General features: G+C 37.9%; 15 protein-coding genes. 6 read left to right on the top strand and 9 right to left on the bottom strand.

Going from position 1 to position 15,960, the window contains the following annotated elements; genetic code table 11:
* Nucleotides 1–46: 46 nt before the first annotated feature.
* On the bottom strand, nucleotides 47–1,192 hold the full coding sequence (locus IEV17_RS07510; RefSeq protein ID WP_004661901.1) for an acyl-CoA dehydrogenase family protein: 1,146 nt from the start codon (nucleotides 1,190–1,192) through the stop codon (nucleotides 47–49).
* A gap of 249 nt (nucleotides 1,193–1,441) precedes the next feature.
* Here IEV17_RS07510 and IEV17_RS07505 point away from each other — a divergent pair, with 249 nt between their 5' ends.
* Nucleotides 1,442–2,437: a glycosyl transferase family protein gene (locus IEV17_RS07505; protein ID WP_004661899.1), complete on the top strand. Its 996-nt coding sequence runs from the start codon at nucleotides 1,442–1,444 to the stop codon at nucleotides 2,435–2,437.
* A gap of 300 nt (nucleotides 2,438–2,737) precedes the next feature.
* Here IEV17_RS07505 and IEV17_RS07500 read toward each other — a convergent pair whose 3' ends face one another.
* Together IEV17_RS07500 and IEV17_RS07495 are read right to left on the bottom strand one after the other, a co-directional pair.
* Nucleotides 2,738–3,010, bottom strand: a complete 273-nt coding sequence (locus IEV17_RS07500) for a YeaC family protein (protein ID WP_004661896.1) — start codon at nucleotides 3,008–3,010, stop codon at nucleotides 2,738–2,740.
* On the bottom strand, nucleotides 3,007–3,915 hold the full coding sequence (locus IEV17_RS07495) for an NAD(+) kinase (protein WP_034601775.1): 909 nt from the start codon (nucleotides 3,913–3,915) through the stop codon (nucleotides 3,007–3,009). Before IEV17_RS07495 ends, IEV17_RS07500 begins: the two co-directional genes overlap by 4 nt.
* 234 nt (nucleotides 3,916–4,149) lie before the next feature.
* Here IEV17_RS07495 and mrcB point away from each other — a divergent pair, with 234 nt between their 5' ends.
* The gene (gene mrcB, locus IEV17_RS07490; RefSeq protein WP_004661891.1) at nucleotides 4,150–6,558 is read left to right on the top strand and encodes a penicillin-binding protein 1B; all 2,409 of its coding nucleotides are present in this window, start codon (nucleotides 4,150–4,152) and stop codon (nucleotides 6,556–6,558) included.
* Nucleotides 6,559–6,577: 19 nt separating this feature from the next.
* Nucleotides 6,578–7,147: a tetratricopeptide repeat protein gene (locus IEV17_RS07485; RefSeq protein ID WP_004661890.1), complete on the top strand. Its 570-nt coding sequence runs from the start codon at nucleotides 6,578–6,580 to the stop codon at nucleotides 7,145–7,147.
* A 9-nt stretch (nucleotides 7,148–7,156) separates the two neighbouring features.
* Here the strand turns inward: IEV17_RS07485 and IEV17_RS07480 are convergent, their stop codons facing one another.
* Nucleotides 7,157–8,068, bottom strand: coding sequence for a thiamine phosphate synthase (locus tag IEV17_RS07480; RefSeq protein ID WP_004661889.1), 912 nt, complete (start codon nucleotides 8,066–8,068; stop codon nucleotides 7,157–7,159).
* 176 nt (nucleotides 8,069–8,244) lie between these two features.
* Here IEV17_RS07480 and hemP point away from each other — a divergent pair, with 176 nt between their 5' ends.
* Nucleotides 8,245–8,415, top strand: coding sequence for a hemin uptake protein HemP (gene hemP, locus IEV17_RS07475; protein WP_004661888.1), 171 nt, complete (start codon nucleotides 8,245–8,247; stop codon nucleotides 8,413–8,415).
* A gap of 76 nt (nucleotides 8,416–8,491) precedes the next feature.
* Here the strand turns inward: hemP and IEV17_RS07470 are convergent, their stop codons facing one another.
* The 4 genes from IEV17_RS07470 to tfpB all read right to left on the bottom strand — a co-directional run bounded on the left by IEV17_RS07470 (nucleotide 8,492) and on the right by tfpB (nucleotide 12,792).
* On the bottom strand, nucleotides 8,492–9,826 hold the full coding sequence (locus tag IEV17_RS07470; protein WP_004661887.1) for a sensor histidine kinase: 1,335 nt from the start codon (nucleotides 9,824–9,826) through the stop codon (nucleotides 8,492–8,494).
* A gap of 4 nt (nucleotides 9,827–9,830) precedes the next feature.
* Nucleotides 9,831–10,490 carry a response regulator transcription factor gene (locus IEV17_RS07465; protein ID WP_004661886.1) on the bottom strand — a complete coding sequence of 220 codons (660 nt, stop codon included), beginning with the start codon at nucleotides 10,488–10,490 and terminating at the stop codon, nucleotides 9,831–9,833.
* Between the two features lie 92 nt (nucleotides 10,491–10,582).
* The gene (locus tag IEV17_RS07460) at nucleotides 10,583–10,948 is read right to left on the bottom strand and encodes a NirD/YgiW/YdeI family stress tolerance protein (protein WP_004661885.1); all 366 of its coding nucleotides are present in this window, start codon (nucleotides 10,946–10,948) and stop codon (nucleotides 10,583–10,585) included.
* Between the two features lie 86 nt (nucleotides 10,949–11,034).
* Complete coding sequence (gene tfpB / locus IEV17_RS07455; protein ID WP_034601299.1) at nucleotides 11,035–12,792, bottom strand: type IV pilus assembly ATPase TfpB; 1,758 nt, start codon at nucleotides 12,790–12,792, stop codon at nucleotides 11,035–11,037.
* Nucleotides 12,793–13,022: 230 nt separating this feature from the next.
* Here tfpB and IEV17_RS07450 point away from each other — a divergent pair, with 230 nt between their 5' ends.
* Nucleotides 13,023–14,294 carry an MgtC/SapB family protein gene (locus IEV17_RS07450; RefSeq protein ID WP_004661881.1) on the top strand — a complete coding sequence of 424 codons (1,272 nt, stop codon included), beginning with the start codon at nucleotides 13,023–13,025 and terminating at the stop codon, nucleotides 14,292–14,294.
* A gap of 8 nt (nucleotides 14,295–14,302) precedes the next feature.
* On the opposite strand, the gene tsaA is transcribed toward IEV17_RS07450, so the two are convergent.
* Nucleotides 14,303–15,019 (bottom strand): tRNA (N6-threonylcarbamoyladenosine(37)-N6)-methyltransferase TrmO, encoded by a 717-nt coding sequence (gene tsaA, locus IEV17_RS07445; RefSeq protein WP_004661879.1) that lies wholly within the window; start codon nucleotides 15,017–15,019, stop codon nucleotides 14,303–14,305.
* A gap of 118 nt (nucleotides 15,020–15,137) precedes the next feature.
* On the opposite strand from tsaA, the gene IEV17_RS07440 reads away from it, so the two are divergent.
* Nucleotides 15,138–15,917, top strand: a complete 780-nt coding sequence (locus IEV17_RS07440) for a ferredoxin--NADP reductase (RefSeq protein ID WP_004661877.1) — start codon at nucleotides 15,138–15,140, stop codon at nucleotides 15,915–15,917.
* Nucleotides 15,918–15,960: the final 43 nt, after the last annotated feature.

Below are 15,960 nucleotides of genomic sequence, written 5' to 3'. Positions count from 1 at the left end.
CTTGATTCAGTCTGAAATCATTTACTAAATAGAGATGATTTTTCGCTTAAGACTTACCAATCAACCCACGCGCAACGATTTCTTTCATAATTTCATTGGTACCACCATAAATACGTTGGATACGCGCATCAACGAAGAAACGTGAAATTGGATATTCTGTCATATAGCCATAGCCACCAAATAATTGAAGTAAGTTATCGGCTACTTTCATTTGCATATCGGTACTAAAGCTCTTTAATGCCGCTGCGGTTTCTACATCCAACTTGCCTTCATTATACAAAGCAACGTTTTGGTTATAGAAAGCTGCTGTTGCTAATTCATCAATTTTTGCTTGAGCCAATACAAAACGTGTATTTTGAAATTGAGAAATTGCTTGACCAAATGCTTGGCGTTCTTTTACATAAGCTGTTGCTAAATCAATTGCACCACGGATTGCACCCAAAGCAGTTGAAGCAATTGCAGTACGTTCACGAGGTAATTCTTGCATTAAATAAGCGAAGCCAGAACCCGCATTCCCCAATAATTGGTCTTTAGGTACTTTGACATTATCAAAGAACAATTCAGATGTATCTTGTGAATGTAGACCAATCTTATCGAGGTTAGTTCCCTTCTTGAAACCATCCAAATGTGTGTCAACTAACATCAAAGACACACCTTTAGCACGTGCTTGTGGATCAGTTTTGACTGCTAGAACAACAACGTCAGCATGCTGACCATTTGAAATAAAGGTTTTTGAACCGTTTAACACATAATGATCATCTTGCAAAATTGCACTAGTACGCATTGCCTGTAAATCAGAACCAGCACCTGGCTCAGTCATACCAATCGCACCAACAACTTCGCCAGAAACCATTTTTGGTAACCAATATTGCTTTTGTTCTTCAGTCCCGATATGTTGAATATACGGTGCCGCAATTTCAGAATGACAAGAAATCGCAGTTGATAATGCGCAATAACCCGCACGTGCAGATTCTTCAACTAACATTAATGAATAATGGGTTGGTACACCATAACCACCATATTCTTCTGGTACATCTACACAGAGAAAGCCATTTTCACCCAATGCAGACCAAACTGAACGTGGCATAATGCCTTCGCGTTCCCACTGATCATAATGAGGTGCAATTTGCTCGCTCATAAAACGTTTAAAGTTATCACGGAAGAGTTCCAAATCTGCATCGTAAGCTAACATCATTATTTCCTTTCGCTTTCATTGTTTTTAAAAATTCGATTTGCAGCCATGCTAATGATTTTTAGATTGGATGTCATGTTCCGTTTGCATCAAATCACTAGACTGATTCGGTCAATAATTTTGTTTGCACTCGGCAAAAGCAAACGCTAATTGTTTATTGATTAGACAGCTCCTCATATTTTTTTACGCTAAATACGTCACTTTTATGTCATATTCCTTTTATTGTTGGCGAAGATTTCTCATACGATCATGAATACAAAACGAAATATTTATAAAACTGTAGAACATCCCTTTGCTCAGTATGTTCGTATCTTGGGTAAAGGGAAAACAGGTTCTCGTTCGCTCAGTTATGAAGAAGCCTATCAAGCATTTAGCATGATTTTAAAAGATGAAGTCTTGGATGTTCAGTTGGGTGCATTCTTAATGCTTTTACGTGTTAAGGAAGAATCTGTCGATGAACTGGCAGGATTTGTCCAAGCCACGCGAGATCAACTCAACTTTCAACCACTTGATGTCGATCTTGACTGGTCCTCTTATGCAGGCAAGCGTAAGCACTATCCGTGGTTCTTATTGGCAGCATTAACACTGGCTCATCATGGCTATAGAATTGTGATGCACGGCGCATCGGGTCATACCATTAACCGTGTTTATACCGAACAAGTTTTACAATACTTAGGCTATTCTATTTGTGAAAATGAGCAAGATGTTCGCAAACAACTAGATCAACATAATTTTGCATTTTTGCCACTTGAAGCCATTTCACCAATTCTGAGTGAATTAATCTCACTCCGCAATGTGATGGGCTTACGTTCTCCAATTCATACGCTTGCTCGTCTAATTAATCCGTTTAACGCCAAAGCAACTTTACAAGCAATTTTCCACCCTGCTTATCGGACTTCTCATCAACACACCGCTTTTCGTTTAGGCTATCAAAATAGTTCTGTGATCAAAGGTGAAGGTGGTGAGTTCGAGCGCAACCCTGATGCCAAAACTTTAATTTGTGGGATTAAAAACGGCGAGCTATATGAACACGAGCTACCAAAATTAACACCTGACCGCAGCCCAATTGAAGAAGAACTTGATCTAGCAGTATTTAAAGAAGTTTGGCTCGGTGAGCAAAAGCATGAATACGGCGAAATGGCAGTGATCGAAACGATGGGAATCGCTTTGTATACCATGGGTGCTGTGAATAGTTATGATGAAGCAATGATTAAAGCGAAAGCGCTTTGGGACAATCGGTTTTAAACGAAAAAATAAATAAGGTGATTTTTAAATCACCTTTTCTACAGCTAGAATTAAAGTCCATAGTATAAAAATTAGAAAATTGAGATCGTTTATGAAAGCTTATATTATTCTCAGTATATTACTTCTTACTGGATGCGTAGATAGGCCAGAGTATGTCCAGATAGAGAATAAATGTAATTACAAGATCTTAATAAAAGACAATAAAGGTAACTTAACCTCCCTTTCGCCAAACGAAAAATGTAATAAAAAAGCGATGACTTTATTAAAATCATCGCTTTAAATACTACTTGTAGAAATTAATTAAACAAACCGAATCGGCTTAAATTCAGGCTCATTTTTGTGATGATCATCATCACATTCCTCACCGTCTTCTTTCGTACCACGGTCGATATAACCGCTACGCTGTTCTTTTGGTAAATTTTCCATTTCCCATGCATACACGGCTTGCATACAAATTTCACGTTGCTCTTTGGTCAATGCAATACCATTTGGCCATTTACCAATTTCAACAGCAGTTTTCAGACGCTCAACAATTTCAGGATTTAAAATAGCGAGCATTTGTTCAATATTCATGAGTCATCCTGTTGAAAAGATTCAAAATCTTGATTCCAACCCAGTTTAGTACGGCAAGCCATATAAAAATCATAACCAGGTGGATGTAATAAGCTTAGTTTAAACGGATGTTTACGGATATGCACCGTATCACCTACATTTAATGCAACACTATGTTGTCCATCAGCACTCACCATCGGTAAGACACGATTTTCACGGATGGTGATCTTAATCTCACTTTGCCCACCGACAACGATTGGACGAGATGACAAAGTATGTGGGTGCATTGGTACAAGTGCAATCGCATCCATACTCGGATGCAAGATTGGCCCACCGCCTGAAAGCGAATAAGCGGTCGAGCCTGTTGGTGTCGATACAATTAAACCATCACTGTGCTGACGATAGACATATTGCCCGTCAATACTCAGCTCAAAATCAATCATATGAACCGACTTACCTGAGTGTAACACCACATCATTTAAGGCAATTGCATCATAAATGGTTTCGTTATTGGTACGGACTTCCATTTCGAGCAAGAAACGTCGATCTAGTTGAAATTGACCTTGTAGTACCTGATCCAGTTTAAAAATTGCTTCTGCCGGCTTAATATCAGTTAAGAATCCGAGTCGACCACGGTTAATCCCAATAACCGGTGTATTGTATCTGACTAAAGCACGTGCCGCATGAAGTAAAGAACCGTCGCCACCCACAACGATCACAAGATCCACCACTTCACCTAATAAATTACGACTCACGGTCTGACCATAACTATAAGGTACAAGTTTGGCTGTTTCCTGATCAAAAACGGGATTTAAGCCTAAAGTGATCAAATGATCATGAATTAAACATAACGTTTCTACTACAGAATTCTTATCTGGTCGCCCAATTAGACCAATATTTCGAAAGGATTTATGTGAAATTTGCACGAATAACTCAGCTCCACCGCGACTATTGACTATCATATCATTAACAATCAAATTTTCGTTGATGATTGATTAAAAAGTATAAAAATGTCTATTCGTTGTTTTTTTATACGATTAATGTCAACACCTTCTGAAAGTTTTTATTGCATGTTGCTATTTATTCACAGTTTTATGATTGCAAAATGACAATAAGCTATCGCATCATTACCCACATTGTTTCGGTTTTAACGCAAGTCTATGAAGTGTGAACGTGGTATTGGTTTTCTAGCACTAATTTTTTCAATTTTAGTGATTGGTGTGTTTATTGCCTTTAGTATCTATCTGATCCGTTTGGATAATATTATTCGCAATAAATTTGAAGGTCAGCGTTGGGATATTCCAGCCAAGGTATTTGCTCGTCCATTAGAAATCTATGCGAATGCACCCATTACTCAAGATAATTTTGTCCAAGAATTAAAATTACTGGGCTATAAAAATACCACGAACTATGAAAAATCAGGAAGTTACATCATTCAAGGCAACCAAATGTATGTTCATACACGTGGTTTTGACTATGGTGATAGTAATGAACCTGAACAGGTGCTTGAGATTGCTTTCAATCAAGGTCAAGTTGGTGAAATTCGTTCCACTAAACCTTCTAGCACAGGCATTGCTCGTTTAGAACCTCTATTAATTGGTGGTATCTATCCACAACATAATGAAGACCGTGTCCTCATTAAGCTAAATAAAGTACCAAAAACACTAATTGAAGCCTTAATTTCAACAGAAGACCGAAATTTTTATCACCATCATGGTATTTCTATTCGAGGTACAGCACGTGCCTTAGTCAGTAATGCAACAGGTGGTCGACGTCAAGGCGGCTCGACATTAACCCAACAGTTAGTTAAAAATTTCTATCTTTCACCAGAAAAAACGCTCAAACGTAAAGTCAATGAAGCCCTTATGGCGTTGTTGATTGAACTGCATTACAGCAAAGATGAAATTCTAGAAGCCTATTTAAATGAAGTAAATTTAGGTCAAAATGGTAATTACTCAATTAACGGTTATGGCTTAGCTTCACAATTCTATTTTGGTTTACCTCTGAGTGAATTAAATATTTCCCAACAAGCCTTTTTGGTTGGTTTAGTACAGGGTCCAACTTTATATAACCCTTGGCGTAATCCTGAAGCGGCAAAAAAACGCCGTGATGTTGTATTAAACAATATGATGGTGATGGGCTATTTATCCGAAACAGAATATCAAGATGAAATCTCACGTCCTTTAAATATTGTGAGTAAACCAACTTTAGGGCCTGCAAAATTCCCAGATTTCCTTGATATTGTACGTCGCCAATTACGTACAGAATATCAAGAAAGTGATATTACCAATCAAGGTTTGAAAATTTTCACAACGCTTGACCCGATTGCACAGACACAAGTTCAAAATGCTTTTAAAGACTCTGTTGAACGTTTAGCAAAAGCAAATCCAGCACGTTTGAAAAACTTACAAGGTGCTGTGCTTGTAGCCCATCCTGAGAATGGTGAATTGGTTGCTGCTGTTGGTTCAACTCAAGATTTTACAGGCTTTAACCGTACATTAGATGCTAAACGTCAAGTCGGTTCGTTGTTAAAACCTATTATTTATCTAAATGCGATAGAATCCGGACGTTATACGTGGGCGAGTCCGATTGAAGATAGTGCCGTTAATATTCCAGTTGAGGGCGATAAGAGTTGGACACCAAAAAATTATAGTGGTGGTGAACACGGTGTTGTACCTATGCAACAAGCCTTGGCAAATTCATATAACCTATCTGCTGTTCGTTTAGGAAATGAATTTGGATTATCAGCATTTTCAAATAAGCTAAAACAATTTGGTGTTAGTTCAAATATCCCAGCTTATCCATCTATCTATTTGGGTGCAGTAAATATGTCCCCAATGGAAGTACTTGGCATTTATGGTAATTTTGCAACAGGTGGTTTCAAATATCCTCCTCGCTCTATTCGTACTGTTGTTGATGCAAAAGGACATTTGCTTGAACGTTATAGCTTAAATGTTCAACAAACGATTGATCCTGCTGCTGCCTATATTTTGAACTACGGTTTACAACAAGTTATGCGTTCAGGTACTGGACGATCAGCTTATGGCAGCTTACCTGAAACCTTAAATTTAGCTGGTAAATCTGGCACTACCAATGATACACGCGATTCATGGTTCGCTGGTTATTCAGGCAATCATGTCGCTGTCGTCTGGTTAGGTCTGGACGATAATAAAGTTACTGGTCTCACGGGTTCATCAGGCGCATTACCTGTCTGGACCAATGTAATGAAACAGCTTCGTCAAGAACCCGTCAATCTTCGTCAAACTGACAATGTAGAATGGCAATGGATAGACAGCGCAACAGGTGATTTATCGGCGCAAGGCTGTGATGGTGCAATGTATATTCCCCTACTTCGACAAACTGTACCTCGTCGTGCAACTCTCTGCGGGCAATCACATTATGAGGTTGAACCAACCAATGTGCCATCCGAAGAAGACACTCAGGGGGATCATTACGGTGATGGCAATACCAATTATATTCGAGAAAGTGAAAATCAAATGGACACCGATTTATCCAATCATAATTCTACACGTGTGATTTCGAGCGGTAGTTATAGCGGTGAAAACTAAGTTACAAGGATGATTGGACATGATGAAGAAAATAACGATTGTGATTGGTGTATTGCTGCTTGCAGGTTGTAATTCAGCACCGCCTCCAAATAAAAAAGTGGTAATTAAATTGGGAGAACCGCCAAGTACGTCAAACACGCAGAAAAAGAAAACTGCTCCGCCCGCGTCGAATGTAAAAATTACGCCGTATGAGCAGAAAGAAATAAAGCGTCAAAACGTACAAGTGATTGTACCTGAGCAAAAAGTACAGCAAAAGTTCAATGATGGGAGTCAATTACCAGCATTTAGAACATTAATGCAAAAAACCCAAGTTGCTTATAAGCAACAGCAACTTGCGGAAGCAGAACGTTATGCTCTTCAAGCTCAACGTATTGCTCCCCAAGCGACCGAAACTTATTTGTATTTGGCCCTGATTGCAGACCAGCGCAAACAATATGCGAATGCGGAAGCTTTGGCACGTCGTGGTTTAAGCTATGCGCAAAGTAACTCGATGAAAAAACAACTTTGGTTTATTGTGCTCCGAGCAAGCGAAGCACGTAATCATCCAGTAAAAGCCCAAGAAGCTAAAAAAGCCATTCAAGCGTTATAAAAAGTTTGATCAATCAATTGAACTAAATTGACGAATCCCAGCAAGCCCATAAGCATGATGTTTTTGGGCTTGTTCTAAATCTTCAGGTGCTACACCACCTAAAGCAAAAACTGGAATATCACTTTGCTGAGCTAATGCAGCAAAGTCATTCCAACCCAATACTTTTGCATTTGGATGTGTTTCAGTCGCTTTCACAGGACTCAAAAATACTGCATCACAACCTATATGCTGTGCATGTTGTAATGAAACAGCATCATGACAAGCTGCAATAAAACGTTTACCAACAATCAATTCACCTTTTTTAAGTGCCATTAATTGTGATTGTTTAAGATGAATTGTCTTCACTCTAGACTGTAGAACTATGTTAATATTTTGATAAATATCAGTATTGATTATAATTTTTTGTAATTGTTCATCAGTTAAAAGCTCTAACTGCTGCTCAATCTTTTCAACTTCAGCTATTTGAATGCGCCAATACATTTGAAAGTTATGATGTGGTAAAGCATCAATTTGATCACTGATCTTAATCAAATGAGACCAGATTAAGCGTTCCAGAATTACAGCATTTGCCTTCGGAAAGTTTAAACTCGCTAGTTGATCGCGTTGATACCAAGTCCAAGGTTGATGAATTTGATTGAGCATTTCCTCAGGTACGTGTGCATGAAAAAGATGTAAATTAACAATAACATCTTCATATTCATGACAAATAATATCAAATGCATGCCACTCTTTTAAACCAATGCCTACTTCCTCATAAATCTCTCTACGACAAGCTTGTTCAGGTGATTCCCCTAGTTCGACTTTTCCACCAGGAAATTCATGTTTATTACCTTGATGTTGATCTGCTTGTCGCCAACCCACTAACACTTTAGATTTATGCAATAAAATTGCGATCGCAACGTCAACAATAGCTTTTGCCATAACAGTTTAATATCTCTATTTTTTTCACAACAATTTTAATGAATTTAACAACAATTTCACATGCTAAAAACATCAATAATCAATGATTTTGTAAATTCTTGAAATTTACGTTGACAGGTCTATTCGATAATGATTATCATTTAAATCATTAAAAAACACACCACGGAGCATAACAAATGAACGCACCATTTAACCTATTTACACGTAGTACAGATGCAGCTCAATCATTGCCAATGTTGCATTCCAATAATCTTTTTGCCTTAGGTCGGGAAATACGCATAATGCATGCGGGTGAAGAATACCGCTTGCGTTTAACTCGTAATAATCGTCTGATTTTAACGAAGTAATATAATAACAACCGCATAATAATAAACGTGGGAATAGCAGTATGTCAGCGCGTACTGCTTTTTTTGTTTGATCAAATTAGACCGTATTTAATTGAATACTCACTTTGAGTCCACCATATTCAGATGGTGAAAATACTATTTTACTATGATGTAATTCTATGATTTTTCTGCAAATTGAGAGTCCTAGACCAGAGCCTTGAGTTTTAGTCCCTAAAGCACGATAAAAACGTTCACCCAAGCGCTCAAAAACCTCCTCTTTCAATCCTTCTCCCTCATTCTCTACAATTAGTTCTAAATAAGATTGTTTCTTTAAAGTAATGTAAACATGCCCATTTTCTGGCGTATAACGAATTGCATTATCAACAATATTTCGAATACAAGTAAAGAGTAACTGTTGATTGGCAAGAATTGTGTGATTTTCATTTCCAATAAATTCTAGATGTAACTGAATCGACTTTTGATTAGCAAATAACTCTAAAGCTTGAATAACTTCATCAATAACTGTATGTAAATTGATACATGTTTTAGGCAAATTTTCAGCATGTTCTGGGTCTAACCGCGCCAACAAAAGTAGGTTTTCCAAGGTCTGAATGCCTAGATTTACATCTTGCTGCATTTGTCTAAAATCTGTAGCATGCTCAGGATATTTGCGTTGTAAAAGTTGTAAACGCATTTGAATAGCGGACAAAGGAGAACGTAATTCATGCGATGCATCGGCTGTAAATCGTTGCTCTGCCTGCAACGATTGATCTAAACGGCGCAATAAATTATTGAGTTGCGTTATCATCGGTTGTAACTCTTTTAACTCAACAACACTGGGCTGAATCGGACTTAGATCATTCGCATTTTTTGCTGATATTTTGGTAGATAATTGATGAATAATTTTGAATTGACGTTTAATCAAGAAATGTAAAATAATCCATTGCAGTAGCCACACCAGTATTAAAATGAATGAGTAGCTCATAAAGCTATGAAGTAACTCATTAAACCGCTCATCTAATGCTTGTAATACCATAACCTCTAAATTGGAATTAGGCTCATCGACAATATAACTACGCCATAACTTTTGATCTTGCCAAATCAAGCCATAATGATCAGCAGTTTTAAAGATGAGCTTGTAATACGATTGATCAAGATGAAAATCTTTAGACTGTGTTAATACCTGTTGGTGATTACTCAGACGGTATTCAATATCGAACTGATCACTTAACTCATCAATCTGCTGACCAGAGGTTTTAGTTAAATCAGAGATCAACAACATATCAGAAATCTCATCCATGATTTCATCTTGCACTTGCATGGTTTGATAAATTGAAATCACTACAAATAGTAGCAATGCCATGCAACCTGCAACAATCGAACTGATTAACGAGGTCTTTAGCAGTTTAGTTTGCAAAGACACGACTTTCATAAGCTTATTCCTGATCCATTCGATAACCTAAACCACGAATGGTTTTGATATAGTGCCCACCAATTTTTTTACGAATCTGATATATAAAAACCTCAATTGCATTACTTTCAATTTCGTCCCCCCACGCATAAAGGGATTCTTCAAGTTGTTCCCGAGTTACAATATGATTAGGTTTTAGCATTAATTTATGCAAAATTTGAAATTCTTTAGCAGTTAGATTAATTGGCTGTTCGGCTTTGGTTAGTGTTTTTGTTTGTGGATCAAGCTGTAAATCTGAAAAAATCAAATATTGCCCCGCTCGGGCTTGATGTTGGCGTAACTGAGCACGCACTCGGGCAGACAATTCTTCTAAGTTAAATGGCTTAACCAAATAATCGTTTGCGCCTAAGTCTAAACCTTCGACTCGATCCTGAATATGATCTCTTGCAGTAATAAAAATAACGGGGGTTTGCGCATTTTGACGGCGAATTACTTTAACAATTTCATCGCCAGAGGCTTGAGGTAAACCACGATCTAACAAGAGACAATCATAATGATGTTGTTCTATTGCCAAAATCGCGTGATCGCCACGTTCTACCCAATCCACATTATAACCATCCATTTCTAACCAGTCTTTAATGCTTTCTGCCTGTGAAGCATCGTCTTCCGCTAGTAAAATGCGCATAAATGATTGTTCTCTTTCTATTTTTAGAATTTAATTAAAGGATAAACAAAAAACCACATGAGCGTCATGTGGTTTTTATTAGTAGTTACGATTTAAAACTGAACTTGATCGACATCGACTTCAACACGCTTAGTCGGTTTATAGTCAATATCAATCTCACCAATAATAGTGACTGGCGTTTTAGCTGAAATAGGTTTTCCTTGCCATAGATCATCATCAATATCGACCGTAATCATCCCCGTCTGATCACTAAATTGATACTTCTCATCTCCAGTCGCTTTGACTACATAACCTTTCAATTGCACTGGGGTATCGTCTTTTAACGTCAATGCTTGTTTTACTGTGATTACCTGAGTTGGAGCGAGAGCCTGTTGGTTAACTGCACCACTGTTTGCAATTGCAAATGTTGTGGTACCCACTAAACCAGCAATCACCATAACTTTAGAAAAGATATTCATATTTGATTCCTCATCTTCGTTGCTTGATTTCTATAGAGTCATTAAAACAAATGAAGATGAGGTGAATCTGAAGATCAATAATTTGCTTAACTCAAAGGGACAACACGCAATACTTCTTCTAACGTGGTTGCACCTTCAATGACTTTGCGTGCACCTGCAATCCGCAGTGGCTCAACACCCTCTTTCTTGGATTGTGCTTTCAGATCATTCAGTGTGCCATGAGCACTAATAATAGACTTTAACTCTAAACTTACTGGCATAAATTCATAAATACCTACACGGCCTTTATAACCTGTATGGCGACATGCTTCACATCCAACTGCTTTATACATCGTCGTTGGCATATCCATCATATAATCGAAAGTAAGATGCTCCCACTCTTGTTCATTAATTGCCGTTTCTTGCTTACAAAGCGGGCAAAGTCGGCGCACCAAACGTTGAGCTAGAACACCTAAAATCGTTGCTGCAGTTAAAAATGGCTGTACGCCTAAATCATGTAAACGGGTCAGACTTGAAGGTGCATCATTAGTATGCAAAGTCGAAAGAACCAAATGTCCTGTTAATGCTGCTTGAATCGCCATATTTGCAGTGTCATGGTCACGAATCTCTCCAACCATGATAATGTCAGGATCTTGACGCATCAGTGCGCGAACACCATCGGCGAAACCAAGTTCGATATTTGGATTCACCTGCATCTGGTTAAAACTTGGTTCCAACATTTCAATCGGATCTTCAATGGTACAAACATTCACTTGTTCTGTTGCTAATTGCTTTAAAGATGAATATAAGGTTGTCGTTTTACCTGAACCTGTTGGCCCCGTCACCAAAATAATCCCGTGGCTATGTTGTGTTAGTTGCTGCCAACTCTGTAATAAATGCCCTTCAAAACCCAATTGTTGAAAACTACGTACTAAGACTTCTGGGTCAAAAATACGCATGACCAGCTTCTCACCAAATGCCGTAGGAAGTGTAGAAAGACGTAACTCGGTTTCTTGACCTTTCGGTGTTCGCGTTTTTAAACGTCCATCTTGTGGTTTACGTTTTTCCGCAACATTCATGCGACCTAAAATTTTAATACGGGAAATCACTGCTGTAAGTGTATTGGCAGGCATATTATAAATTGTATGTAATACACCATCGATACGAAAACGCACCTTGCCTTTGTCTTTGCGAGGCTCCAAATGAATATCACTTGCACCCTGCTCAAACGCGAATTGCAATACCCAATCAACGAGTTTCACAATATGCTGGTCATTGGCATCAGGGTTTTGTGTATCGCCTAATTGCAGTAAAGCTTCGACCCCCTTATTGTCACGGTCAAAAGCACTTGTGCCTTGAGAAGAACTCACCGCTCGACTAACTTGATAATATTCAATCAAATAACGTTGTAGCTGTTCTGGATTTAATAGCACAGCTTCAACTTTTTTGGGACTCAAACTTCTTTCTAAATTATTTTTCCATTCCATCATAAATGGCTGATCTGTACCGATTAAAATACGATCAGAGTGAACTTCTACTGCCAAAATATGATTTCGGGCTGCAAACTCTTGAGACATAACACTGGTTAATGCCGTCACATCCGCCTTTAGAGGATCAATTACAAACAAAGGAACATGCGATTTTTCAGCCAACCATAGACATAGACGATTGAGTGTTAAAATGGTTTCTGGATTTAATTGATCTTTCAGATTAAATTTTGCAACCCACTGTAAAGGATGCCACTTCAATTCATCTTTTTGACGATGTGTTGTTTGTACTAATAATTTATCCCGTTCATTGATTCGTCCATCTTTTTGTAATTGTTCTAAGCACCAAAAAATATCGATTTGAAAATTAAACGTCATTGTTATACCCCAAGCTATTTCTATAATATAACAGAGATTTATTGAAATCTCCCAGATCATTTCATGACTCAATATTGATTAAATGCACTTTAAAAAACATATAGATGACTTAGCCATAAAAGCAAAAAGGGTTAAGATAAAGCGATGCATTTATGCAATTTTAAAGTATATAAATTCAACTAAATTTTGCCCAAACAATAACGATGATCCTCTAAGCGAAAGGATATGACATGACTGATTTACTTGATTTATCAATACAAAATACGGCTTTGAGTCAGTTAATGATGATCTTTGCTGTATCGCTCGGTTGTGGATTATTGATCGGCTTAGAACGGGAACAAAGCAAAGCGAAGCATAAGACCAAAACCTTTGCTGGTTTTAGAACCTTTGCAATTAGCTCTCTTTTAGGAACACTGTGCTTTTTATTTAATTTAGAAATAGGAATTACGGGGGCAATTTTAATTGGTGCTATAAGTATTGCATCACTTAAAAGTCAACCCGATGATCCTGGTGTGACTACTGAACTTGCACTCATAATGACCTATTTTATCGGTGCTGTTTGCATATGGAATATCAATTTAGCTGCTGGGCTTGCAGTGACGCTGACCATTCTACTTTTTGCGAAACAATCACTTCACGGGCTCGCAAACCAGTGGATTAATGAAAGTGAATTAAGGGATGGCGTGCTACTACTGGCTTTAATACTGATTGCACTGCCCTTAGTACCTAACCAAGCATTTTGGGGACCAGTATTAAATCCCTATACAATTTTGAAATTATTAAGCCTCATACTATTTGTACAAGCATTAGCACATTTTGCCAAAAGACTTCTATCATCAAAAAATGCAATCGTATTTTCTGCTTTGGCATCTGGTTTTGTCTCAAGCACAGCAACTATCGCAAATCTGGGTATGGAAGTTCGTAACAATGGTGCGAACCCTCATGTAAATGCTGGTGCTGCCTTGATGTCCTGCGTGTCTACGCTTATTCAAATGCTCATTATTGTTGCAAGCATTAGCTTGGCTTGGTTCAAAATCATATTTTTGCCAACTATCATTTCAACCATCGTTCTATCTATTTGGGCTTTATATTTGATGCGGACATCTATTGGCGATGGTGAAACAATCGCAACCAATGATAGCAGCCGCATGTTCAGCTTCAAAAATGCCATCATTATTACTTTTGCCTTATCAGCAATTCAAGCCGCGGTATATGCTCTCAACCTTTGGCTTGGTAGTTCAGGTCTGATTTTAGGTACATTAATCGCATCTCTTTTTGAAATACATGCGGCGATTGCTGCAATCGTTGTCCAAGCAGAGCCTGATACCGTTCAGGCAACAACACTTATGATTGCATTAATGATTGGACTCGCTGCTCATGCTTTAGCGAAAAGTATCAACGCTGCGCTAACAGGAGGGTATAAATATGCTCTTTCTTTTATTCCAGCCCAAATCATACATATGACTGTACTAATTATCATGCTCTGGATGCAACAGCACTAATATGGATGCTAATTGATAGCGTCAAGCTTTAATATGTTGATCTTGTCATCATTAACATTAAAGCTCACATCGAACGTGGAAAACTTCATTTTATAAATTCGACTCGCATCATCATGATAAGCAGGCCGTGGATCTAAAGATAGGACTTGTTCTAACTCGTCAAAGATTTTCGACTGAGTATCATTCTCTTGAATTAACTTGTGCTTAATTGATTGTGCTAATTCGCTCCATAGAACACGCTTTCGAATCGGCTCCTCTTGCGCATAGCCACTGACTGCATTCATCACTGCATCTGAATAATGGATATAAGGTTTAATATCCAAAATTGGAGTTTTATTGAGTAAATCACTTCCCATCACATATATTCGAACACTCTTGGCATATTTTTCAACACGTAAAAAGCGAACGACCGACAAACCTATAGGAGATGGGCGATACATACTCCTCGTTGCAAATACTCCAATTTTTTGATTACCTCCTAATCTAGGCGGACGCACTTGTGGACGAAATTTAGACATTTGATTCAAGGAGTTATCAGTATTTTTATTATCATGGAATTGCCACAATAACCATAAATGACTGAAGTCTTCAATTCCCTCAAATGCCGAAAGATCATTATAAGGTTCTGACAACTCTATATAGGACTCTACCTGCACCAAATTTGGCTGTCGTGGAATACCAAATTTCTCCTGATAAGGAGAATGCATATAACCGATGATCGGCATGACCACAGAATTACTCATCACTTTTTCTTATAAACACAATTAAATATATTCAGTTTATAGAGAATGATTTTAGATTAGAATAGCAATCTGTTTCTTTTAACTGTGATCGAGACCTTTAATGGCTGCTTTTAACGTTGAACGCATTACTCATGTTCACCACTGGAATGACACGCTTTTCAGTTTTAAAACCACGCGCGATACAAGCTTACGTTTTAAAAATGGTCAGTTTGTCATGATCGGACTTGAAGTGAATGGTAAGCCTTTAATGCGTGCGTATTCGATTGCGAGTGCGAATTATGAAGAAGAACTCGAATTCTTCTCAATTAAAGTACAAGATGGTCCTTTAACATCTATTTTACAAAAAGTAGAAGTGGGCGATGAAATCCTTATTTCTAAAAAACCTACAGGTACTCTTGTACATGATGATTTATTGCCAGGTAAAAACCTATATCTGTTATCTTCAGGTACAGGATTAGCACCATTCTTGGCTTTATTACGTGATCCCGAAACATATGAAAAATTTGAAAAAGTGATCATGGTTCATGGTACGCGTTATGTATCAGAGCTTGCATACCAAGATTTAATCTTAAATGAACTACCAAACCATGAGTTCTTTGAAGAATTGGGTATCAAAGATAAATTAATCTACTATCCAACTGTGACACGTGAACCTTTCCATACCCAAGGTCGCGTTACAACCGCAATTGAATCTGGTCAATTATTTGAAAAAATTGGTTTGCCACGTTTCAATCGTGAAACTGACCGTGCAATGCTTTGTGGTAGCCCTGCATTCCTAAAAGACGTTGCAGCATTACTTGATCAACATGGTTTAGTTGAATCACCGCGTATGGGTGTAATGGGTGACTATGTTATTGAACGTGCATTCGTTGAAAAATAAATAGAAACAAACTACTACAAATAAACCGAGGTTATAAACCTCG

Source organism: Acinetobacter modestus (assembly GCF_014636095.1).
GTDB classification, from domain to species: domain Bacteria; phylum Pseudomonadota; class Gammaproteobacteria; order Pseudomonadales; family Moraxellaceae; genus Acinetobacter; species Acinetobacter modestus.
The sequence above is the reverse complement of the archived record's forward strand: the minus strand, read 5'-3'. Positions and strand labels throughout refer to the sequence as shown.